Source organism: Streptomyces sp. SAI-170 (genome assembly GCF_049739565.1).
GTDB lineage: Bacteria > Actinomycetota > Actinomycetes > Streptomycetales > Streptomycetaceae > Streptomyces.
Genome location: NZ_JBMGQD010000001.1, coordinates 6,919,447 through 6,941,093 on the forward strand (window position 1 = coordinate 6,919,447; position 21,647 = coordinate 6,941,093).

The window sequence follows — 21,647 nt, forward strand, 5'->3', positions numbered from 1 at the left end:
ACAGCCCTGAGGGGATTGTCAGTGGGGTGATTTAGGGTTTCTGACGTGGAGCCCGATCTGTTCACCGCCGCAGCCGAAGAGCGCCAGGAGAAGGACCCGACCAGCAGTCCCCTGGCGGTCCGTATGCGACCGCGCACCCTCGACGAGGTCGTGGGCCAGCAGCACCTGCTCAAGCCGGGCTCTCCCTTGCGCAGACTCGTAGGCGAAGGCGCCGGGGGACCGGCCGGGCCCTCCTCGGTGATCCTGTGGGGCCCGCCCGGCACCGGCAAGACGACCCTCGCCTACGTCGTCTCCAAGGCCACCAACAAGCGCTTCGTGGAGCTGTCCGCGATCACCGCAGGCGTCAAGGAGGTCCGCGCGGTCATCGACGGCGCCCGCCGCGCGACCGGCGGCTACGGCAAGGAGACCGTCCTCTTCCTCGACGAGATCCACCGCTTCAGCAAGGCCCAGCAGGACTCCCTCCTCCCGGCCGTGGAGAACCGCTGGGTCACCCTGATCGCGGCCACCACCGAGAACCCGTACTTCTCGGTGATCTCGCCCCTGCTGTCCCGCTCCCTGCTGCTCACCCTCGAGCCGCTGACGGACGACGACGTCAGGGGTCTCCTCAGGCGCGCCCTCACCGACGAGCGCGGCCTCAAGGACGCCGTGGGTCTGCCCGAGGAGTCCGAGGCCCACCTCCTGCGGATCGCCGGCGGTGACGCCCGCCGCGCCCTGACCGCCCTGGAGGCCGCCGCCGGAGCCGCCCTCGACAAGGGCGAGCAGGAGATCTCCCTCACCACGCTGGAGGAGACCGTCGACCGCGCGGCCGTGAAGTACGACCGCGACGGCGACCAGCACTACGACGTGGCCAGCGCCCTGATCAAGTCGATCCGCGGCTCCGACGTGGACGCCGCCCTGCACTATCTGGCCCGGATGATCGAGGCGGGCGAGGACCCCCGCTTCATCGCCCGCCGGCTGATGATCTCCGCCAGCGAGGACATCGGCCTCGCCGACCCGAACGCCCTGCCGATCGCGGTCGCCGCCGCCCAGGCCGTCGCCATGATCGGCTTCCCCGAGGCCGCCCTCACCCTCAGCCACGCCACGATCGCCCTCGCCCTCGCCCCGAAGTCCAACTCCGCGACCACCGCGATCGGCGCCGCCCTGGACGACGTACGCAAGGGAATGGCCGGCCCCGTGCCGCCGCATCTGCGGGACGGGCACTACAAGGGCGCGGCCAAGCTGGGGCACGCGCAGGGGTATGTGTATCCGCACGACCTCGCGGAGGGCATCGCCGAGCAGCAGTACGCGCCGGACGCCCTGAAGGACCGCGAGTACTACACCCCGACCCGGCACGGCGCGGAGGCGCGCTACGCGGACGCCGTGGAGTGGACCAGGAACCACCTCGGTCGCAGGCGGTCGTGACCACCCTGTAAACTCGCTCGGAGTGCTGAGTCCCGCGCAGTCAGAGCGGGACATCCAGCCGGAACCCCCAGCGGGTTCCAGGAGCGTCGCGCACCGTCGAACGGTGTCGCGGGCAGCCCACCACCACCCCGGAGCCCGGGACAGGTCGGTGGGCCACTCGCGTGCTGCACGTATGTGCCCAGACCAGGGGAGCGGCTGCCCACCAGGCCCGGCAACGGACCCGGAGGGTTTCCCCGGCTGCGGATGCGACCTCCCACGACTCTGACAAGCCGAATCAAGGAAATGAGAAACAGTGGCGAACCAGTCCCGCCCCAAGGTCAAGAAGTCGCGTGCCCTCGGCATCGCGCTGACCCCGAAGGCCGTCAAGTACTTCGAGGCCCGTCCCTACCCGCCGGGTGAGCACGGCCGTGGCCGCAAGCAGAACTCGGACTACAAGGTCCGTCTGCTCGAGAAGCAGCGTCTGCGCGCTCAGTACGACATCTCCGAGCGCCAGCTGGTCCGCGCCTACGAGCGTGCGTCCAAGGTCCAGGGCAAGACCGGTGAGGCCCTGATCGTCGAGCTCGAGCGCCGCCTCGACGCGCTGGTCCTGCGTTCGGGCATCGCCCGCACGATCTACCAGGCCCGCCAGATGGTCGTCCACGGCCACATCCAGGTCAACGGTCAGAAGGTCGACAAGCCGTCCTTCCGTGTCCGTCCGGACGACGTCGTGCAGGTCCGCGACCGCTCCAAGGAGAAGACCCTCTTCACGATCGCCCGTGAGGGTGGCTTCGCCCCCGAGGGTGAGACCCCGCGCTACCTCCAGGTGAACCTCAAGGCCCTGGCGTTCCGCCTGGACCGTGAGCCGAACCGCAAGGAGATCCCGGTGATCTGCGACGAGCAGCTCGTCGTCGAGTACTACGCCCGCTGATCCCAGCAGGCGTCGTACCACCAGCGGTACCTCAGCCCGTCGTCTCCCCGCCCCCGCGGGTGGGGGAGGCGGCGGGCTTCCGCGTGTCCGCGGCACCTCGCGGCGAGGGCACCGGCCCGCGGGAGGCCGGCGGCGAGCCGTCCGCGGTCGGTGACGGCGCCCCGCCCAGCGCCCGGGCCACCGCCGCCCGCCGCTCCAGCCGTCCGCCGAGCCGCACGCACTCCTCGTACCGCTCGTCGCCCAGCGCCTCACGGGCCCCGGCCTCGCACAGCTCGTGCGGCTGGTTGTAGTAGGCCGAGCCGAACAGCGGCAGCCCCACCGACGGCCACATCCCGGCCGCCGCGCCCTGCAGCACGGCCGCCTCGGCCGCGTCGCCCTCCGCCAGGGTCACCAGGGCGAGCAGCTCCACCACGAGCACCGTGCCCAGCAGGTCGTTGAAGCCGTCCGCGCCGGCCAGGCAGTCCGTCAGCAGGTCCCGGGCGCGCGCGAGCTCGCCGGCGCCCCAGGCCGCGTACGCCAGCACGAACAGGGCGTAGGAGCGGGCCCAGCGCTCCCCGTGGTCCTCGCACACCCGGCGCACGTCCTCGCTCAGCCGCACCGCGTCCGGCAGATCGCCCTGGAAGGCGCGGGCCATGGCCAGCTCCACCTGCCCCATCAGCACATTGCTGTTGAGCTCGCCGATCTCCCGGTAGCGCTCCAGCGCCGACCGCAGCAGCGTTTCTGCGCGCGGCATGTCGTCCGTGACCAGCGCGAGACAGCCTGTGCGGTGCTCGGCGTACGCCGCCGCGGTCGCGTTGCCGAGGCGCTCGGCGTCCTCCCGGCACTCGTGCAGCGCCGCCAGCGCGGCGACCGAGTCGCCCTGGAGCACGCACACATAGCCGAGCACCCACAGGGCCTTCAGCCGGGACTGCTCGTGCGTGGTCTCCTCGGCCGGCGGCAGCTCGACGCTGCGCTCCAGCCAGCGCCGGCCCTCCGACAGACGCCCGCAGCCCACCCAGCAGAACCACAGCGCCCCCGCCAGGTACTGGCCCAGATGCGCCTCGTCCGGGTCGGACAGGCTGAACTCCAGGGCGAGCCGCAGATTCGGCAGCTCCGCCTCGACGCGGGCGGCGACCTCGCCCTGCCGCCGCGAGAACCAGTCCAGCTCGCACCAGGTCGCCAGGCCCAGATACCAGTCCCGGTGCCTGCGCCGCAGCCGCTCGGCGTCGCCCATGGCCTCCAGCCACTCGGCGCCGTACTCGCGCACGGTGTCCAGCATCCGGTAGCGCACCCCGGCCGGGGTCTCCTCGCGGGCCACGACCGACTGGGCGAGCAGCGCGGTGAGCACATCGAGGACGTCGTCGGCGTGCAGTCCGTCGCCGCTGCACACGTACTCCACGGCCTCCAGGTCGAACTGCCCGGCGAACACCGAAAGACGCGACCACAGCAGCCGTTCCTCCAACGTGCACAGCTCGTGGCTCCAGCCGATCGCGGTGCGCAGCGTCTGATGGCGGGGCAGTCCGTCCGGCCCGCCGCCGGTCAGCAGCCGGAACCGGTCGTCGAGCCGGTCGAGCAACTGCGCCGGGGACAGTGCCCGCAGCCGGCCCGCGGCCAGTTCGACCGCGAGCGGGATGCCGTCCAGGCGGCGGCACAGCTCGCGCACCCGCTCGTCGGGCCGCAGCACGACCCCGTGCGCCGAGGCGCGCTCCACCAGCAGGTCCACGGCGTCGTCCGGGCCGAGCGGCGCCAGCGGGAACAGCCGCTCCCCGGCCACCCCCAGCGGCCGGCGCCCCACGGCCAGCACACTGAGGCCGGGCAGCCGCCGCAGCAGATCGCCCACCAGGGCCGTGCACGGCTCAAGCAGATGTTCGAACCCGTCCAGGAGCAGCAGCAGTTCGCGCTCGGCGAGCTGGTCGAGGAGGGTCTCGCGCGGCAGCCGCGTGGTGTGGTCCGTCAGCCGGAGCGCCTCCACGACGGCGTACTCGACGAACTCCGGATCGCGCAGCGCGGCCAGCTCCACTCGCCACACCCCGTGCGGCGGCCGCCGCCGCGCGGCCGCGTGCGCCGCGAGCCGGGACTTGCCGACCCCGCCGCCGCCCGTCACCGTCACCAGCCGCGCGGCGTCGAGCGCGGCGGCAAGCCCGGACAGTTCGGCCGTGCGGCCGACGAACGCGTCCAGCTCCGCCGGGAGGTTGCCCCGTACAGGGTCGTCGTCGCGCTGTTCCACTCGCATGGGACACGGAGCGTACTGAAGCGTAATCACTCCGTACAATCGCGTCCGGCGATCGCGGCCTCGGCAGGGCCCTAATCGGGTACGGTGCGGTACCCCCGGCGCGATAGGCTCGGTCCATTACTTATTCGATGTTCAGGCATGTTTCAGGGAGCGGGTGCGCAAGGTGTCCGGTGGAGAGGTGGCCGGGATCCTGGTGGCCGTCTTCTGGGCGATCCTGGTCTCCTTCCTCGCGGTGGCTCTCGCGAGGCTGGCCCAGACGCTCAGGGCGACCACCAAGCTGGTCGCGGATGTGACCGAACAGGCCGTCCCGCTGCTGGCCGACGCCTCCGCGACGGTGCGCTCCGCGCAGACCCAGATCGACCGGGTCGACGCGATCGCCTCCGACGTGCAGGAGGTCACGTCGAACGCGTCCGCGCTGTCGACGACCGTCGCCTCCACCTTCGGCGGCCCCCTGGTCAAGGTCGCCGCCTTCGGCTACGGCGTGCGCCGGGCCCTCGGCGGCCGCAAGGGCGACGCACCCGCCAAGGCGCCCCGACGGACCGTCGTCGTGGGCCGCACGATTCCGGCCTCCCGGCGGGACAAGCGAGACTCCAGCAGGAAGAGGGGCTGAGAGCGACCGATGTTCCGCCGTACGTTCTGGTTCAGCACGGGCGTCGCCGCCGGTGTGTGGGCCACCACCAAGGTCAACCGCAAGCTGAAGCAGCTGACGCCCGAGCATCTCGCCGTCACCGCGACGAACAAGGCGATCGAGGCCGGACACCGCCTGAAGGACCGCGCGGTCGGCTTCGCCCTCGACGTCCGCGACAACATGGCCCAGCGGGAGGCCGAACTCGAAGAGGTGCTCGGCATCCACGAGGATCCGAGCGCCCCGGAGTTTCCCGCGCCCCGGCGCTACACCGCCATCGAGAACGACCACAAGCCGAAGTACATCGAATCCACGGTGTACTGGAACAACAAGAACGACCGGAATGGGGACCACTGATGGAGTCGGCTGAGATCCGCCGCCGCTGGCTGAGCTTCTTCGAGGAGCGCGGGCACACCGTCGTCCCTTCGGCGTCGCTCATCGCGGACGACCCGACTCTGCTCCTCGTCCCCGCCGGCATGGTGCCGTTCAAGCCCTACTTCCTGGGTGAGGTCAAGCCGCCCTTCCCGCGCGCCACCAGCGTGCAGAAGTGCGTGCGCACGCCCGACATCGAAGAGGTCGGCAAGACCACGCGGCACGGCACCTTCTTCCAGATGTGCGGCAACTTCTCGTTCGGCGACTACTTCAAGGAAGGCGCCATCAAGCTCGCCTGGGAGCTGCTCACCAGCCCCCAGGACAAGGGCGGTTACGGCCTGGAGCCGGAGAAGCTCTGGATCACCGTCTACCAGGACGACGACGAGGCCGAGCAGATCTGGCACGAGGTCGTCGGCGTGCCCAAGGAGCGCATCCAGCGCCTGGGCATGAAGGACAACTTCTGGTCCATGGGCGTGCCCGGCCCGTGCGGCCCCTGCTCCGAGATCAACTACGACCGCGGACCCGAGTTCGGCGTCGAGGGCGGCCCCGCCGTCAACGACGAGCGGTACGTGGAGATCTGGAACCTCGTCTTCATGCAGTACGAGCGGGGCGAGGGCACCGGCAAGGACAAGTTCGAGATCCTCGGCGACCTGCCCAGCAAGAACATCGACACGGGCCTCGGCCTGGAGCGCCTCGCCATGATTCTGCAGGGCGTGCAGAACATGTACGAGATCGACACCTCCATGGCCGTCATCGAGAAGGCCACCGAGCTGACCGGCGTCCGCTACGGCGACGCCCACGCCTCGGACGTGTCCCTGCGCGTGGTCACCGACCACATGCGCACCGCCACCATGCTCATCGGCGACGGTGTCACCCCGGGCAACGAGGGCCGCGGCTACGTCCTGCGCCGCATCATGCGCCGCGCCATTCGCAATATGCGCCTGCTGGGCGCCACCGGTCCGGTCGTCCAGGACCTGATCGACGTCGTGATCGGCATGATGGGTCAGCAGTACCCCGAGCTGATCACCGACCGCGAGCGCATCGAGAAGGTCGCCCTCGCCGAGGAGAACGCCTTCCTCAAGACGCTGAAGGCCGGCACCAACATCCTCGACACCGCCGTGACGGAGACCAAGGCCGCCGGCTCCGCCGTGCTGCCCGGCGACAAGGCGTTCCTGCTCCACGACACCTGGGGCTTCCCGATCGACCTCACCCTGGAGATGGCCGCCGAGCAGGGCCTCTCCGTGGACGAGGACGGCTTCCGCCGCCTGATGAAGGAGCAGCGGGAGCGCGCCAAGGCCGACGCCCAGGCCAAGAAGACCGGCCACGCCGACATGGGCGCCTACCGCGAGATCGCCGACACCGCCGGCGAGACCGAGTTCATCGGCTACGGCGACACCGAGGGCGAGACCACCATCGTCGGCATCCTCGTCGACGGCGTGTCCTCCCCGGCCGCCACCGAGGGCGACGAGGTCGAGGTCGTCCTGGACCGCACCCCGTTCTACGCCGAGGGCGGCGGCCAGATCGGCGACACCGGCCGGATCAAGGTCGACTCGGGCGCCGTCATCGAGGTCCGCGACTGCCAGAAGCCGGTCCCGGGTGTGTACGTCCACAAGGGCGTCGTCCAGGTCGGCGAGGTCACCGTCGGCGCCAAGGCCCACGCCTCGATCGACAACCGTCGCCGCAAGGCCATCGCCCGCGCTCACTCGGCCACCCACCTCACCCACCAGGCGCTGCGCGACGCCCTCGGCCCGACGGCCGCCCAGGCCGGTTCGGAGAACCAGCCCGGCCGCTTCCGCTTCGACTTCGGCTCCCCGTCCGCCGTTCCCACGGCCGTGATGACCGACGTCGAGCAGAAGATCAACGAGGTCCTCGCCCGCGACCTGGACGTGCACGCGGAGGTCATGGGCATCGACGAGGCCAAGAAGCAGGGCGCCATCGCCGAGTTCGGCGAGAAGTACGGCGAGCGCGTGCGCGTGGTCACCATCGGCGACTTCTCCAAGGAGCTGTGCGGCGGCACGCACGTGCACAACACCGCCCAGCTGGGCCTGGTGAAGCTGCTCGGCGAGTCGTCCATCGGCTCGGGGGTGCGCCGTATCGAGGCCCTCGTCGGCGTGGACGCCTACAACTTCCTCGCCCGTGAGCACACGGTCGTCGCCCAGCTCCAGGAGCTGATCAAGGGCCGCCCGGAGGAGCTTCCGGAGAAGGTCTCCGCCATGCTCGGCAAGCTGAAGGACGCCGAGAAGGAGATCGAGAAGTTCCGCGCCGAGAAGGTGCTGCAGGCCGCCGCCGGTCTCGTCGAGTCCGCCAAGGACATCAACGGCGTCGCCGTCGTCACCGGTCAGGTCCCGGACGGCACCACGCCGGACGACCTGCGCAAGCTGGTCCTCGACGTGCGCGGCCGCATCCAGGGCGGACGGGCCGCGGTCGTGGCCCTGTTCACCGTGAACAACGGCAAGCCGCTGACGGTCATCGCCACCAACGAGCCCGCCCGCGAGCGCGGCCTCAAGGCCGGTGACCTGGTCCGCGCCGCCGCCAAGACCCTCGGCGGCGGCGGTGGCGGCAAGCCGGACGTCGCCCAGGGCGGCGGCCAGAACCCGGCCGCCGTCGGCGAGGCCGTCGACGCCGTCGAGCGCCTCGTCGCGGAGACGGCCAAGTAATGCGCAGAGGACGACGTCTCGCCATCGACGTCGGGGACGCCCGCATCGGGGTCGCCTCGTGCGACCCCGACGGGATCCTCGCCACGCCGGTGGAGACCGTCCCCGGCCGGGACATCCCCGCCGCCCAGCGCCGGCTGAAGCAGCTCGTCGAGGAGTACGAGCCGATCGAGGTCGTCGTCGGACTCCCTCGCTCCCTCAAGGGGGGCGAGGGCCCCGCCGCCGTCAAGGTCCGTGGCTTCACCCAGGAACTGGCCCGCATGATCGCGCCGGTTCCGGTGAGGCTCGTCGACGAGCGGATGACGACCGTGACGGCCAGTCAGGGCCTGCGCGCCTCGGGCGTGAAGTCCAAGAAGGGCCGTTCCGTCATCGATCAGGCAGCCGCTGTGATCATCCTCCAGCAGGCACTCGAATCCGAACGGGTGTCAGGTAAAGCTCCGGGCGAGGGCGTCGAAGTGGTCATCTGATCGCGATACGGTAACGTTCCGCGCGATGCGGCGGCGTTCGAACAGCCACCGCACAGCAAGAGGCGGAACGGAACCCGGGCCCCCCGAGCCCCGGCGAGCCGCCGCCTCGCGGCTCTAGGGGATCGATGACTGAGTATGGCCGGGGCCCTGGCTCCGAACCGTGGCATCCGCAGGACCCGTTGTACGGGGACGGCGGATGGGAAGGGCAGCAGGCCGCCCAACCGGGCCACCAGTCTGCCTACGGCGGCCAGCAGCAGCACTACCCGCAGCAGCCGCACCAGCCGTACGACGAGTGGGGCACCGGCCAGCAGGCCTACGGCCAGACGCAGCAGCACTACCCGCAGCAGCCGCAGCAGTACGGCGGTCAGCAGCAGCCGTACGACACCAACGGCGGCGGTCAGTCATACGACACCAACGGTGGGCAGCAGTCGTACGGCGACGGTTCCTGGGCCACGGGCACCCAGCCGCACCTGCCCTATCCCGGCGACCCGGCAGACCCCTACGGGCAGCAGGCCGCGGCCTACGGCGACCAGCAGCCGGACTTCTACCAGACACCGGACGCCTACCCGCCGCCCGAGCCGCCCGCCCGCAGGCGCCCCGAACCCGAGCCCCGTACCGACTGGGACCCGGGCCCCGACCAGGGCGAGAGCGACTTCTTCGCGAGCGGGAACGACGACGACGGCGACGACGACTTCGGGGACGAGCCGGGGGACCGGCGCGGACGCGGTGAGCGCAGGGGCCGCGGCGGCAAGGGCGGCAAGAGCAAGAAGAGCCGCAACGGCTGCGCCTGCCTGGTGGTCGCGCTGGTCTTCGGCGGCGGTCTGGCCGGTGTCGGTTACTTCGGGTATCAGTTTTACCAGGATCGTTTCGGCGCAGCCCCGGACTACGCCGGGGACGGTACGAGCCAGATGGTCACCGTGCAGATCCCCAAGGGCGCGCTCGGCTACGAGATCGGCCGACGGCTGAAGGAGGCCGGCGTCGTCAAGAGCGTCGACGCGTTCGTCTCCGCCCAGTCGCAGAACCCCGACGGCGACACCATCCAGGCCGGTGCCTATCTGCTCAGGAAGCAGATGTCCGCCGCGAGTGCCGTCGAGATGATGCTCGACCCCAAGAGCCAGAACAATGTGATGGTCGCGCCGGGGCAGCGCAACCTGCGTGTCTACAAACTGATCGACGAAAAACTCGGCCTGCCCGCGGGCACCACGAAAAAGGTCTCCGAGACGAAATACGACAGTCTCGGCATGCCGGACTGGGCGAACGACAACAAGGACATCAAGGACCCGCTCGAGGGCTTCCTCTATCCCGGCACCTATCCCGCGGCCAAGGGCATGAAGCCGGAGAGCGTCCTCAAGGAGATGGTCGGCCGCGCCACCGCGAAGTACGAGGAGTACGACCTCGCGGCGAAGGCCGAGGCGCTGAATCTGAAGGACCCGCTGGACGTCCTCACGGTCGCCAGCCTCGTCCAGGCCGAGGGCAAGACGGAGGACGACTACCGCAAGATGGCGGAGGTCATCTACAACCGTCTCAAGCCCACCAACACCGAGACGAACCAGAAGCTCCAGTTCGACTCGACGTACAACTACCTGATGAACCAGAGCGACATTCACATCGGGGAAGACGAGATCAACAGCAACCCGGACCCGTACAACACGTACAAGTACCGAGGTCTGCCGCCGGGTCCCATCGGCAACCCCGGTGAAGAGGCCATGCGGGCGACGCTGAATCCCACCGACGACGGCTGGCTCTACTTCGTGGCGACCGACGGTATGCACAACACCGAGTTCGCCAAGACGTACGCGCAACACCAAAGGCTCCTGGACAAATTCAATGCCAACACCGGAAACTGACGCCCGCCGGGCCGCCGTGCTCGGCTCGCCCATCGCCCACTCCCTCTCGCCGGTGCTGCACCGCGCCGCGTACGAGGAGCTGGGGCTCGCGCACTGGTCGTACGACCGGTTCGAGGTGGACGAGGGGGCGCTGCCGGGGTTCTTCGCGGAGCTCGGTCCCGAGTGGGCCGGGCTGTCGCTGACCATGCCGCTGAAGCGGGCGGTCATCCCGCTGCTCGACGAGATCAGCGAGACGGCTCGCTCGGTCGAGGCGGTCAACACCGTGGTGTTCACCGAGGACGGCCGTCGCGTCGGCGACAACACCGACATCCCCGGGATGGTGGCCGCGCTGCGCGAGCACGGCATCGACAAGGTCGACGCCGCCGCGATCCTCGGCGCGGGCGCCACCGCCTCCTCCGCGCTGGCCGCGCTGGCCCGCGTCTGCACCGGCGAGATCTCCGTCTACGTCCGCAGCGAGGCCCGCGCCGCCGAGATGCGCCAGTGGGCCGAGCGGCTGGAGGTGGAGGTCCGCATCGCCGACTGGGCGGACGCCGAGGAGGCCCTGCGCGCCCCGCTGGTCATCGCCACCACCCCGGCCGGCGCCACCGACGCGCTGGCCCCGCTGATCCCCGAACGCCCGGCTGCCCTCTTCGACGTCCTCTACGACCCGTGGCCCACCCAGCTCGCGGCCCGCTGGTCGGCGTACGGCGGGGCCGTGGTGAGCGGCCTCGACCTGCTGGTGCACCAGGCGGTGCTCCAGGTCGAGCAGATGACGGGCCGCTCTCCCGCACCGCTGGCGGCGATGCGGGCGGCGGGCGAGCGGAGCCTTGCCCGGGAATAGTTCCTTATGCGAATGCCCGCCTAGCGGAATCCTCACTTCCAGATGATCTGGGCGTGCAAAGGCCCCGCTTTCGGCAGACCCGGAATTTGCCGGGCGGACCCCGTGGGCCGTTAAGATCCGCGGGGTTCCGCAGGGGGCGGAACCGGGAGGGAAAACGCCGTATGTCCTTTGCTGTGCCTTTGGCGTCCGGAAAGAGCGAGATATTCGAGGCGCTGCTCAAGTTCATGCCCGATTGGGTGCAGATCACCGTGCTGGCGCTGGCGATCCTGGCCCTCGTCGTCTCCTGGGGCTTCAAGCTGAAGCGCAGGATCGACCACCGCCGCGCCCTGCGGTCGGGCGTGCCGGTCCCCGTGCCCGCACAGCGCAGCGGCGCCGACTTCCTGGGCCAGTACGCCTCGCAGCCCCAGGCCCAGGCCCAGCCGCAGCGCAGCGGCGCCGACTACTTGGGCGCCTACGCGCCTCAGCAGACCCGCCAGGACGGCACGGTCTGAGCTCCCGGCCCGTCCACGAATCGTCCGCCAGATGGACCGGCGGCCGGTTCTCGGCCGTGGACATGGGAGGATCGGAGACGGCGGGCCCCAGGCCGCGCACCGGGTCCCGCCGTCGCCGTACGCGCGCACATGCGTACGCCGGGCAGTACCGGGGCGCGAGCACTGAGGAGCACCGTTGAGCAGGTTGCGCTGGCTGACCGCGGGGGAGTCCCACGGTCCCGCACTCGTGGCGACGCTGGAGGGCCTTCCCGCCGGCGTGCCGATCACCACGGAGATGGTGGCGGACCACCTGGCCCGGCGCCGGCTCGGTTATGGACGCGGTGCCCGGATGAAGTTCGAGCGGGACGAGGTCACCTTCCTCGGCGGCGTCCGGCACGGCCTCACCCTCGGCTCCCCGGTCGCGGTCATGGTGGGCAACACCGAGTGGCCCAAGTGGGAGAAGGTCATGGCGGCCGACCCGGTCGACCCGGACGAGCTCGCCCAGCTGGCCCGCAACGCGCCGCTCACCCGGCCCCGCCCCGGCCACGCCGACCTCGCGGGCATGCAGAAGTACGGCTTCGAGGAGGCCCGCCCGATCCTGGAGCGCGCCTCCGCCCGTGAGACCGCGGCCCGGGTCGCGCTGGGCGCGGTCGCCCGCTCCTACCTCAAGGAGACGGCCGGCATCGAGATCGTCTCCCACGTCGTCGAGCTGTGCTCCGTGAAGGCCCCGCAGGGTGTCTACCCGACCCCGGCCGACGTCGAGAAGCTGGACGCCGACCCGCTGCGCTGCCTGGACGCCGACACCTCCAAGGCGATGGTGGCCGAGGTCGACCAGGCCCACAAGGACGGCGACACCCTGGGCGGTGTCGTCGAGGTCCTGGCGTACGGCGTTCCGGTCGGTCTCGGCTCGCACGTGCACTGGGACCGCAAGCTGGACGCCCGTCTGGCCGGAGCCCTCATGGGCATCCAGGCCATCAAGGGCGTCGAGATCGGCGACGGCTTCGAGATGGCGCGGGTCCCCGGCTCCAAGGCGCACGACGAGATCGTCAACACGCCCGAGGGCATCCGGCGCGTCTCCGGCCGCGCGGGCGGCACCGAGGGCGGTCTGTCCACGGGCGAGCTGCTGCGCGTGCGGGCCGCGATGAAGCCGATCGCGACCGTGCCGCGCGCCCTGCGGACGGTGGACGTCACCACCGGCGAGCCGGCCCAGGCCCACCACCAGCGCTCCGACGTCTCCGCCGTCCCGGCCGCGGGCATCGTCGCCGAGGCGATGGTCGCCCTTGTCCTGGCCGACGCGGTCGCGGAGAAGTTCGGCGGCGACAGCGTGGCCGAGACCCGCCGCAACGTCACGTCGTACCTCGACAACCTGCACATCCGATGACCGGTCCGGTGGTCGTCCTGATCGGCCCGATGGGTGTGGGCAAGTCCACCGTCGGGCAGCTCCTCGCCGACCGGCTCGGCGTCGGCTACCGGGACACCGACGACGACATCGTCACCGCCGACGGCCGTGCCATCTCCGACATCTTCGTCGAGGAGGGCGAGCCCGCCTTCCGCGCTCTGGAGAAGCAGGCCGTGGCCCGGGCGCTCGCCGAGCACGAGGGCGTCCTCGCGCTCGGCGGCGGTGCGATCCTCGACGCGGACACCCGCGCACTGCTGGCCGGCCATGCGGTCGTCTACCTCTCGATGGACGTCGAGGAGGCGGTCCGGCGCACCGGCCTGAACGTGGCCCGCCCGCTGCTCGCGGTCAACCCCCGCAAGCAGTGGCGCGAGCTGATGGAGGCGCGACGGCATCTGTACGAGGAGGTCGCCACGGCGGTGGTGCCCACGGACGGCCGTACGCCGGAAGAGGTCACCCAAGCAGCCCTGGACGCTTTGGAGTTGAAGGAAGCATGAGCGAGTCGGTGACACGGATCCACGTCGGCGGCGCCGACCCCTACGACGTCCTGGTGGGCCGTCAGCTCCTGGGTGAGCTGGGCGGGTTGATCGGCGACAAGGCCAAGCGGGTCGCCGTCGTCCACCCCGAGGCGCTGGCCGAGACCGGTGAGGCGCTGCGCGCCGACCTGGCCGGCCAGGGCTACGAGGCCGTCGCGATCCAGGTGCCGAACGCGGAGGAGGCCAAGACCGCCGAGGTCGCCGCCTACTGCTGGAAGGCGCTGGGCCAGTCCGGCTTCACCCGCACGGACGTGGTGGTCGGTGTGGGCGGCGGCGCCACCACGGACCTGGCGGGCTTCGTGGCCGCGACCTGGCTGCGCGGCGTGCGCTGGATCGCCATCCCCACCACTGTCCTGGCGATGGTGGACGCGGCCGTCGGCGGCAAGACCGGTATCAACACGGCCGAGGGCAAGAACCTGGTCGGCGCCTTCCACCCGCCGGCCGGCGTCCTGTGCGACCTGGCGGCGCTGGACTCCCTTCCCGTCAACGACTACGTCTCCGGACTGGCGGAGATCATCAAGGCCGGCTTCATCGCCGACCCGGTGATCCTCGACCTGATCGAGGCCGACCCCGAGGGCGCGCGCACCCCGGCGGGCCCCCACACGGCGGAACTCATCCAGCGCTCCATCCAGGTCAAGGCGGACGTGGTGTCCTCCGACCTGAAGGAGGCGGGCCTGCGGGAGATCCTCAACTACGGACACACCCTCGCCCACGCCATCGAGAAGAACGAGCGCTACAAGTGGCGCCACGGCGCCGCGGTCGCGGTCGGCATGCACTTCGCCGCCGAACTCGGCCGCGTGGCGGGCCGCCTGGACGACGCCACGGCGGACCGCCACCGCACGATTCTGGAGTCGGTCGGGCTGCCGCTGCACTACCGCTACGACCAGTGGCCCAAGCTGCTGGAGACGATGAAGGTCGACAAGAAGTCCCGCGGCGACCTGCTGCGCTTCATCGTGCTGGACGGTCTGGCCAAGCCCACCGTGCTGGAGGGTCCGGACCCCGCGGTGCTGCTCGCCGCGTACGGCGAAGTGGGCCAGTAAGCGGGAGTCCGCCCGATTCGCCTGCGCATCCGGGCACTTGTGACCGCCCCCGGCCGTTCACCAAAGGACGGCCGGGGGCGGTACCGTTCGGTAGGGAGCGGGCCTGCCCCGCCGCAACCGCCAATTGCCTGTACGAGACGGAGTGGCACCGGATGCAGCACGCAGTGGGGTCTCCGCTGCCGCCGCCCCACCAGCCGGGGCACGGACCGGCCGCCGACTGGGCGTCGGCCGCACACCAGCAGGGCCGTCACCACCCGGTTCCCCCACCACCCCCGGTCCCCGGCTTCAGCGCTCCGCCCCCCGGGCAGATGCCGCCCGCCCCGGTGGACACCACCGGCCATGTCGCGCTGCCGCCCGGCGGCCCGGTGCCTGTGCCGAGTCCGCCGCCTCCCGCCAACGCGGCGCCGGACCCCATGACCACCACGATGGCCGTGCTGCTCATCGGCCCCGCCGGAGCGGGCAAGACGTCCGTCGCCAAGTACTGGGCCGACCACCGCCGGGTGCCCACGGCCCACATCAGCCTCGACGACGTCCGCGAATGGGTCCGCTCCGGCTTCGCCGACCCCCGGTCCGGCTGGAACGACCACTCCGAGGCCCAGTACCGCCTCGCCCGCCGCACCTGCGGTTTCTCCGCGCGCAACTTCCTTGCCAACGGCATCTCCTGCATCCTCGACGACGCCGTCTTTCCCGACCGGCCGGTCGTCGGCCTCGGCGGCTGGAAGCGCCATGTAGGTCCCGGCCTGCTGCCGGTGGTCCTTCTTCCCGGACTCGAGATCGTCCTGGAGCGCAACGCCGAACGCTCGGGCAATCGCCGCCTCTCGGACGAGGAGGTCGCCCGCATCCACGGCCGTATGGCCGGCTGGTACGGCTCCGGCCTCCCCATCATCGACAACTCCCAACTCGACGTCCCCGGCACGGCCCGCGTCCTCGACGAGGTCCTCGCCCGCTCGATCGCCAGCCCACCCAAGTGGTGACCCCCCCGGACTCCGGCTTCCCCGCCGTCTCGCCGCTCCGCGGCCTTCTCCCACCCACGCACCACCCGTGACAGCCGGCCAAGAGGCTGGGCTCTCCTTCTGTGGTTGCTCGCCGTCGGCGGCTAGCCCGCCGTGGCGGGTCATCGCTGGTGGCCACATGCGACGATGGCGAGACAGCCCGGAGGCCACAGCGGTGGGTCGGATGCGGTGCTGACCTCACGGCGGCGGTGCGGCCGCCCATGGCAGGAGTGAAGACAATGCCACGGCGGCGGTGCGTCCGCCCACCGGCGGGACTTGGGGCGTTCGCAAGGACGGCGGTGCGGCCGCCCACCGGCGGGAGTGGGGCGTGGGGGTGCGGCGCAGCCCGGCGCTTAGCTGGTTACCACCCAAGTTCGACGCGTAGATGCCCTAGGGGCCAGACCCGCGCCGGGCTCGCCGCGCCCCCACGCCCCCGAACCCCCCACCGGCAAAGGCATCGCCCCACCGGCGCCGAGGCCGCCACCGGCGGTAGCGACGACACCCCGCACGGCCCGGAAGCCGCCCACCGGCGCCGAGCCCGCCCACCGGCACAGGCAGCGCCCCACCGGCGCCGAGGCCGCCCACCCGGGGTAGCGACGACCCCGCACGGCCTGGAAGCCCCCACCGACGCGGAGCCCGCCCACCGGCACAGGCATCGCCCCACCGGCGCCGAGGCCGCCACCGGCGGTAGCGACGGCACCCCGCACGGCCCGGAAGCCGCCCACCGGCGCCGAGCCCGCCCACCGGCACAGGCAGCGCCCCACCGGCGCCGAGGCCGCCCACCGGGGGTATCGACGACCCAGCACGGCCTGGAAGCCCCACCGGCGGGGAGCCCGCCCACCGGCACAGGCAGCGCCCCACCGGCGCCGAGGCCGCCCACCGGCGGTAGCGACGACCCCGCACGGCTCGGATGCCGCCCACCGACAAGCCGCCCCACCGGCACAGGCAGCGCCCCACCGACGCGGAGCCCGCCCACCGGCAGAAGCCCGCCCACCGGCGCCAGGCCCGGCCACCGGCGCCAAGCCCGCTCACCCGCAGAAGCGACGCCCCCCGCCCGAACCCCGTATGGCGGTCCCGACCGGCGACATCCGGCCACCCCTCGTACGCTCGGTTCATGTCAGAGGTGCACGCATCACGCCGAACGCGGCTAAGAGAGCGCTGCAACGCGGCCGGCAGCGCGGCGGCGCTGATCTCCCGCCCCGCCAATGTGCGGTACCTCGCGGGCGCGGCCCCGCAGGGTGCCGTACTCCTGCTCGGAAAGCACGAGGACCTCCTCGTCTGCACGGGCCCCCCGGACGACCGCCCCTCCGACGGCCGCCCGGACGAGGCGCTGCGCGTGCACACGCTGCCCGTCCTCACCGGCGACGCCGCGGTGGCCGCGGCCGACCTCGCGCAGAGCCAGGGCGCCGACTCCCTGGCCGTGGAGGAGCACCACCTCACCGTGGCCCGACACCGGGCCCTCCGCTCCGTGGCGCCCGAGCTCCGCCTGGCCGACCTCGGCGGAGCCGTCGAGCAGCTGAGGGTCGTCAAGGACGAGGAGGAGATCTCCTGCCTCCGCATCGGCGCCGAGATCGCCGACCAGGCGCTCGGCGAGCTGCTGGAGTCCATCCTCGTCGGCCGCACCGAACGCCACCTCGCGCTCGAACTCGAACGCCGTCTCGTCGACCACGGCGCCGACGGCCCCGCGTTCCCCACCTCCGTGGCGACCGGCCCCCACGCCGGCCGAAGGGCCCACCGCCCCACCGACCGCCGCGTCGAGGAGGGCGACTTCCTCTCGGTGTGCCTGGGTGCCACCTACCGCGGCTACCGCTGCGAGATCGGCCGCACCTTCGTCATCGGCACCACCCCGGCGGACTGGCAGATCGAGCTGTACGACCTCGTCTTCGCCGCCCAGCGCGCCGGACGGGAGAGCCTCGTGCCGGGCGCCGCGTACCGTGACGTGGACCGCGCGGCACGCCACGTACTGGACTCGGCGGGCTATGCGGAAGGCCTCCCACCGCTCACCGGTCACGGCGTGGGACTCGAAATCGACGAGGACCCTCAGCTGACCCCCGCGGCCATGGGTAAACTGGACGCTTGCGTGCCGGTCACCGTCGAACCGGGGGTCCACCTCCCGGGCCGGGGCGGCGTCCGGATCGATGACACGCTCGTCGTACGCCCTGAGGCGGACGGCGGACCCGAGCTACTCACCATCACGACCAAGGAGCTGCTCGCGCTGTAGGCGCTTGCCCCGGGGTCGTCCACGTCAGTCCAGGAGATTCCGCAACCGTGGCTTCCACGAACGACCTCAAGAACGGCATGGTGCTCAAGCTCGAAGGCGGCCAGCTCTGGTCCGTCGTCGAGTTCCAGCACGTCAAGCCCGGCAAGGGCCCGGCCTTCGTGCGCACCAAGCTCAAGAACGTGCTCTCCGGCAAGGTCGTCGACAAGACCTTCAACGCCGGCGTCAAGGTCGAGACGGCCACTGTCGACAAGCGAACCATGCAGTTCTCGTACATGGACGGCGAGTACTTCGTCTTCATGGACATGGACACCTACGACCAGCTCATGGTCGACCGCAAGGCCGTCGGCGACGCCGCGAACTTCCTGATCGAGGGCTTCGAGGCCACGGTCGCCCAGCACGAGGGCGAGGTGCTCTTCGTCGAGCTGCCGGCCGCCGTCGAGCTGACGATCCAGGAGACCGAGCCGGGCGTCCAGGGCGACCGCTCCACCGGTGGCACCAAGCCCGCCACGCTGGAGACCGGCCACCAGATCCAGGTCCCGCTCTTCATCACCACCGGTGAGAAGATCAAGGTCGACACCCGCACCAGCGACTACCTCGGCCGGGTGAACAGCTAACCGTGGCTGCCCGCAACACGGCCCGCAAGCGCGCCTTCCAGATCCTCTTCGAGGGCGACCAGCGCGGCGCCGACGTCCTGACGGTCCTCGCGGACTGGATCCGGCTCTCCCGGGCCGACACCCGGCAGCCGCCGGTGAGCGAGTACACGATGCAGCTGGTCGAGGGGTACGCCGAGCACGCGACCCGCATCGACGAGCTGATCGCGCAGTACTCGGTCGGCTGGACGCTCGACCGGATGCCGGTCGTCGACCGCAACATCCTGCGCCTCGGTGCGTACGAGCTGATCTGGGTCGACGAGACGCCGGACGCCGTGGTGCTCGACGAGATGGTGCAGCTGGCCAAGGAGTTCTCCACGGACGAGTCGCCCTCGTTCGTCAACGGCCTCCTGGGCCGCCTGAAGGAGCTCAAGCCGCAGCTCCGCCGAGGGTAGGCAGCGGCACATCAGCTAAAGGGGCGCTGGGGAGCGCCGACGGCCGCGGGTAGTCCGTGGCTGGTCGCGCGGTTCCCCGCGCCCCTTCGGCATGCCGTCCCTCGCAGCGTCACCAGCGCACACAAAACACCGCCGGGGTCGTGGGACCCGTACGGTCCCACCACCCCGGCGGTACGTTTCTGCTCAACCGGCAGAGCGCGCTCAGCTCTCCTCGTGGGAGACCGCGCGCCGCGCGTCCGCGTCCAGGACACCCCAGCTGATCAGCTGCTCGGTGAGGACCGACGGGGACTGGTCGTAGATGACGGCGAGGGTGCGCAGGTCGTCCTGGCGGATCGACAGCACCTTGCCGTTGTAGTCACCGCGCTGGGACTGGATCGTCGCCGCGTAGCGCTGCAGGGGGCCCGCCTTCTCGGCCGGCACCGTGGCCAGCCGCTCCAGGTCCAGGACCAGCTTCGGCGGGGGCTCGGCGGCGCCGCCCGGGGTCGTGCCCGGAAGCAGCTCCTGCACCGGCACGCCGTAGAAATCCGCCAACTCGGCGAGGCGCTGCACGGTCACGGCTCGGTCGCCGCGCTCGTACGAACCGACCACGACGGCCTTCCAGCGCCCCTGGGACTTCTCCTCCACACCGTGGAGGGAAAGGCCCTGCTGGGTGCGGATGGCCCGGAGCTTGGCCCCGAGCTGTTTGGCGTATTCGCTGGACATATAGCTCCCCGGCACTGGGTCGACGCGGCCGGCTTGGTTTCCGTGCCGCGCGGCTGGTAACTCACTGTGAGGTTACGCAGCGTTACTCTGCCGCGTCAAGCCGAATGGTCCGCACCGGCTCTTCCGTGGTCGTGGGGGCCCATTGGGCCAAGGGGGTGACGCGAGGTGCCCCAGGGGCCTGCTACGGTGGATGGCGCAATCTCGACGTCCTTTAAGGTCCGTCCCGTGAGGCGGAGAAGGAGGTCCGTTTCGTATGGACAAGAACGACAAGAACGACGATGCGCAAGCATCCGATGCACGGCCCGTTCTCGAAGGCCCTGACATCGCGCGGGTACTGACCCGCATCGCCCACGAGATCGTCGAACGCGCCAAGGGCGCCGACGACGTGGTGCTCCTCGGCATTCCGACCCGCGGCGTCTTCCTCGCCCAGCGGCTCGCCGTCAAACTGGAGCAGATCACCGAGCGCAAGGTCCCCGTCGGCTCGCTGGACATCACCATGTACCGCGACGACCTGCGCATGCACCCGCCGCGCGCGCTGGCCCGCACGGAGATCCCCGGCGACGGCATCGACGGCAAGCTCGTCGTCCTCGTCGACGACGTGCTCTTCTCCGGCCGCACCATCCGCGCCGCTCTCGACGCCCTGAACGACATCGGGCGCCCCCGCGCGGTGCAGCTCGCGGTCCTCGTCGACCGCGGCCATCGCGAACTGCCCATCCGCGCCGACTACGTCGGCAAGAACCTCCCCACGTCGCTGCGGGAGACGGTCAAGGTCCAGCTCGCCGAGGAGGACGGTCGCGACACCGTGCTGCTCGGTGTGAAGCCGGCCGCCCAGTAGCAGAGCAGGCGCACGGCGCGCTTCGGCGTGCCCGCGTATGCGCCGATCTGCCCTACTGCGCCCTCTGGGGGCATCCCCCAGACCCCCGGATCCCGACTTAACTGCCTTACGGAGCCTGACAGATGCAGCGTCATCTCATCTCGGCCGCCGACCTCACCCGCGACGACGCCGTCCTGATCCTCGACACCGCCGAGGAGATGGCCCGGGTCGCCGACCGGCCGATCAAGAAGCTGCCGACCCTGCGCGGCCGCACCGTCGTGAACCTCTTCTTCGAGGACTCCACCCGCACGCGTATCTCCTTCGAGGCCGCCGAGAAGCGGCTGTCGGCGGACGTCATCAACTTCACCGCCAAGGGCTCGAGCGTCTCCAAGGGCGAGTCCCTGAAGGACACCGCCCAGACGCTGGAGGCCATGGGTGTCGACGCCGTCGTCATCCGGCACGGCGCCTCCGGAGCGCCGTACCGCCTGGCCACCTCGGGCTGGATCGACGCCCACGTCATCAACGCCGGCGACGGCACCCACCAGCACCCCACCCAGGCGCTGCTCGACGCCTTCACCATGCGCCGCCGCCTGGTCGGCCGGGACGCCGGCCTCGGCCAGGACCTGTCGGGCAGGCGCATCACGATCGTCGGCGACGTCCTGCACAGCCGGGTCGCCCGCTCCAACGTGGACCTGCTGCACACCCTCGGCGCCGAGGTCACCCTGGTCGCCCCGCCCACCCTGGTGCCGGTCGGCGTCGAGACCTGGCCGTGCGAGGTGTCGTACGACCTGGACAGGACGCTTCCCAAGTCCGACGCGGTGATGATGCTGCGCGTGCAGCGCGAGCGGATGAACGCCGCCTTCTTCCCCACCGAGCGCGAGTACTCCCGCCGCTACGGCCTCGACGGCGACCGCATGGCGCGGCTGCCCGAGCACGCCATCGTGATGCACCCCGGCCCGATGGTCCGCGGCATGGAGATCACCGCCGAGGTCGCCGACTCCGACCGCTGCACCGTCGTCGAGCAGGTCGCGAACGGCGTGTCCATCCGGATGGCCGTCCTGTATCTGCTGCTCGGCGGAAACGAGCCCGCCGTCACCCACGCCCGCACCACTGAGGAGAAGTAAGA

At 71.2% G+C, this 21,647-nt stretch carries 20 protein-coding genes; 18 read left to right on the forward strand and 2 right to left on the reverse strand.

The genetic code is table 11. The annotated features are described in order from the left end of the window. Positions 1-45: 45 nt before the first annotated feature. Positions 46-1,401 (forward strand): replication-associated recombination protein A, encoded by a 1,356-nt coding sequence (locus RKD23_RS31160; RefSeq protein ID WP_424856715.1) that lies wholly within the window; start codon positions 46-48, stop codon positions 1,399-1,401. A gap of 292 nt (positions 1,402-1,693) precedes the next feature. Further along, positions 1,694-2,308: a 30S ribosomal protein S4 gene (gene rpsD, locus RKD23_RS31165; RefSeq protein WP_031161776.1), complete on the forward strand. Its 615-nt coding sequence runs from the start codon at positions 1,694-1,696 to the stop codon at positions 2,306-2,308. A 31-nt stretch (positions 2,309-2,339) separates the two neighbouring features. Here the strand turns inward: rpsD and RKD23_RS31170 are convergent, their stop codons facing one another. Next, the gene (locus tag RKD23_RS31170) at positions 2,340-4,520 is read right to left on the reverse strand and encodes an ATP-binding protein (protein ID WP_424856716.1); all 2,181 of its coding nucleotides are present in this window, start codon (positions 4,518-4,520) and stop codon (positions 2,340-2,342) included. A gap of 154 nt (positions 4,521-4,674) precedes the next feature. Here RKD23_RS31170 and RKD23_RS31175 point away from each other — a divergent pair, with 154 nt between their 5' ends. From RKD23_RS31175 to nusB, 14 genes are all read left to right on the forward strand, one after another. Then, positions 4,675-5,130 (forward strand): DUF948 domain-containing protein, encoded by a 456-nt coding sequence (locus RKD23_RS31175; RefSeq protein ID WP_424856717.1) that lies wholly within the window; start codon positions 4,675-4,677, stop codon positions 5,128-5,130. A 9-nt stretch (positions 5,131-5,139) separates the two neighbouring features. Next, positions 5,140-5,502 (forward strand): hypothetical protein, encoded by a 363-nt coding sequence (locus RKD23_RS31180; RefSeq protein WP_424856718.1) that lies wholly within the window; start codon positions 5,140-5,142, stop codon positions 5,500-5,502. Continuing rightward, complete coding sequence (gene alaS / locus RKD23_RS31185) at positions 5,502-8,174, forward strand: alanine--tRNA ligase (protein WP_424856719.1); 2,673 nt, start codon at positions 5,502-5,504, stop codon at positions 8,172-8,174. The genes RKD23_RS31180 and alaS overlap by 1 nt, the downstream gene beginning before the upstream one ends. Then, positions 8,174-8,638, forward strand: coding sequence for a Holliday junction resolvase RuvX (gene ruvX / locus RKD23_RS31190; protein ID WP_404043125.1), 465 nt, complete (start codon positions 8,174-8,176; stop codon positions 8,636-8,638). The genes alaS and ruvX overlap by 1 nt, the downstream gene beginning before the upstream one ends. A gap of 125 nt (positions 8,639-8,763) precedes the next feature. Then, positions 8,764-10,485, forward strand: coding sequence for an endolytic transglycosylase MltG (gene mltG / locus RKD23_RS31195; RefSeq protein WP_424856720.1), 1,722 nt, complete (start codon positions 8,764-8,766; stop codon positions 10,483-10,485). Next, positions 10,466-11,305 carry a shikimate dehydrogenase gene (locus RKD23_RS31200; RefSeq protein ID WP_424856721.1) on the forward strand — a complete coding sequence of 280 codons (840 nt, stop codon included), beginning with the start codon at positions 10,466-10,468 and terminating at the stop codon, positions 11,303-11,305. Before mltG ends, RKD23_RS31200 begins: the two co-directional genes overlap by 20 nt. 161 nt (positions 11,306-11,466) lie before the next feature. Next, positions 11,467-11,796 (forward strand): hypothetical protein, encoded by a 330-nt coding sequence (locus tag RKD23_RS31205; protein WP_424856722.1) that lies wholly within the window; start codon positions 11,467-11,469, stop codon positions 11,794-11,796. 175 nt (positions 11,797-11,971) lie between these two features. After that, positions 11,972-13,156, forward strand: a complete 1,185-nt coding sequence (gene aroC / locus RKD23_RS31210) for a chorismate synthase (protein ID WP_404043133.1) — start codon at positions 11,972-11,974, stop codon at positions 13,154-13,156. Beyond that, positions 13,153-13,668: a shikimate kinase gene (locus RKD23_RS31215; RefSeq protein WP_424856723.1), complete on the forward strand. Its 516-nt coding sequence runs from the start codon at positions 13,153-13,155 to the stop codon at positions 13,666-13,668. The genes aroC and RKD23_RS31215 overlap by 4 nt, the downstream gene beginning before the upstream one ends. After that, entirely contained in the window at positions 13,665-14,747 is a 1,083-nt protein-coding gene (aroB, locus tag RKD23_RS31220) for a 3-dehydroquinate synthase (protein ID WP_404043137.1), read from the forward strand. The genes RKD23_RS31215 and aroB overlap by 4 nt, the downstream gene beginning before the upstream one ends. Before the next feature lie 152 nt (positions 14,748-14,899). Beyond that, positions 14,900-15,721, forward strand: a complete 822-nt coding sequence (locus RKD23_RS31225; RefSeq protein ID WP_424856724.1) for a Pro-rich N-terminal domain-containing protein — start codon at positions 14,900-14,902, stop codon at positions 15,719-15,721. A 1,132-nt stretch (positions 15,722-16,853) separates the two neighbouring features. Continuing rightward, positions 16,854-17,960 (forward strand): aminopeptidase P family protein, encoded by a 1,107-nt coding sequence (locus tag RKD23_RS31230; RefSeq protein ID WP_424856725.1) that lies wholly within the window; start codon positions 16,854-16,856, stop codon positions 17,958-17,960. Between the two features lie 47 nt (positions 17,961-18,007). Then, positions 18,008-18,574, forward strand: a complete 567-nt coding sequence (gene efp / locus RKD23_RS31235; RefSeq protein ID WP_404043143.1) for an elongation factor P — start codon at positions 18,008-18,010, stop codon at positions 18,572-18,574. 2 nt (positions 18,575-18,576) lie between these two features. Then, positions 18,577-19,005 (forward strand): transcription antitermination factor NusB, encoded by a 429-nt coding sequence (nusB, locus tag RKD23_RS31240; protein ID WP_404043145.1) that lies wholly within the window; start codon positions 18,577-18,579, stop codon positions 19,003-19,005. A 201-nt stretch (positions 19,006-19,206) separates the two neighbouring features. Here nusB and bldD read toward each other — a convergent pair whose 3' ends face one another. Then, the gene (bldD, locus tag RKD23_RS31245; protein ID WP_071364425.1) at positions 19,207-19,707 is read right to left on the reverse strand and encodes a transcriptional regulator BldD; all 501 of its coding nucleotides are present in this window, start codon (positions 19,705-19,707) and stop codon (positions 19,207-19,209) included. A gap of 253 nt (positions 19,708-19,960) precedes the next feature. Here bldD and pyrR point away from each other — a divergent pair, with 253 nt between their 5' ends. Together pyrR and RKD23_RS31255 are read left to right on the forward strand one after the other, a co-directional pair. Then, the gene (pyrR, locus tag RKD23_RS31250; RefSeq protein ID WP_424856726.1) at positions 19,961-20,542 is read left to right on the forward strand and encodes a bifunctional pyr operon transcriptional regulator/uracil phosphoribosyltransferase PyrR; all 582 of its coding nucleotides are present in this window, start codon (positions 19,961-19,963) and stop codon (positions 20,540-20,542) included. Positions 20,543-20,664: 122 nt separating this feature from the next. Then, entirely contained in the window at positions 20,665-21,645 is a 981-nt protein-coding gene (locus RKD23_RS31255; RefSeq protein WP_404043149.1) for an aspartate carbamoyltransferase catalytic subunit, read from the forward strand. Positions 21,646-21,647 lie beyond the last annotated feature (2 nt).

Excerpts from the sequence above, each read along its gene's own strand:
- RKD23_RS31180 (WP_424856718.1), top strand. The coding sequence starts at position 5,140 with ATGTTCCGCCGTACGTTCTGGTTCAGCACGGGCGTCGCCGCCGGTGTG.
- RKD23_RS31205 (WP_424856722.1), top strand. The coding sequence starts at position 11,467 with ATGTCCTTTGCTGTGCCTTTGGCGTCCGGAAAGAGCGAGATATTCGAG.
- pyrR (WP_424856726.1), top strand. The coding sequence starts at position 19,961 with ATGGACAAGAACGACAAGAACGACGATGCGCAAGCATCCGATGCACGG.
- bldD (WP_071364425.1), bottom strand. The coding sequence starts at position 19,707 with ATGTCCAGCGAATACGCCAAACAGCTCGGGGCCAAGCTCCGGGCCATC.
- aroB (WP_404043137.1), top strand. The coding sequence starts at position 13,665 with ATGAGCGAGTCGGTGACACGGATCCACGTCGGCGGCGCCGACCCCTAC.
- RKD23_RS31255 (WP_404043149.1), top strand. The coding sequence starts at position 20,665 with ATGCAGCGTCATCTCATCTCGGCCGCCGACCTCACCCGCGACGACGCC.
- mltG (WP_424856720.1), top strand. The coding sequence starts at position 8,764 with ATGACTGAGTATGGCCGGGGCCCTGGCTCCGAACCGTGGCATCCGCAG.
- RKD23_RS31215 (WP_424856723.1), top strand. The coding sequence starts at position 13,153 with ATGACCGGTCCGGTGGTCGTCCTGATCGGCCCGATGGGTGTGGGCAAG.
- RKD23_RS31170 (WP_424856716.1), bottom strand. The coding sequence starts at position 4,520 with ATGCGAGTGGAACAGCGCGACGACGACCCTGTACGGGGCAACCTCCCG.
- alaS (WP_424856719.1), top strand. The coding sequence starts at position 5,502 with ATGGAGTCGGCTGAGATCCGCCGCCGCTGGCTGAGCTTCTTCGAGGAG.
- ruvX (WP_404043125.1), top strand. The coding sequence starts at position 8,174 with ATGCGCAGAGGACGACGTCTCGCCATCGACGTCGGGGACGCCCGCATC.
- RKD23_RS31200 (WP_424856721.1), top strand. The coding sequence starts at position 10,466 with ATGCCAACACCGGAAACTGACGCCCGCCGGGCCGCCGTGCTCGGCTCG.
- RKD23_RS31230 (WP_424856725.1), top strand. The coding sequence starts at position 16,854 with ATGTCAGAGGTGCACGCATCACGCCGAACGCGGCTAAGAGAGCGCTGC.
- RKD23_RS31225 (WP_424856724.1), top strand. The coding sequence starts at position 14,900 with ATGCAGCACGCAGTGGGGTCTCCGCTGCCGCCGCCCCACCAGCCGGGG.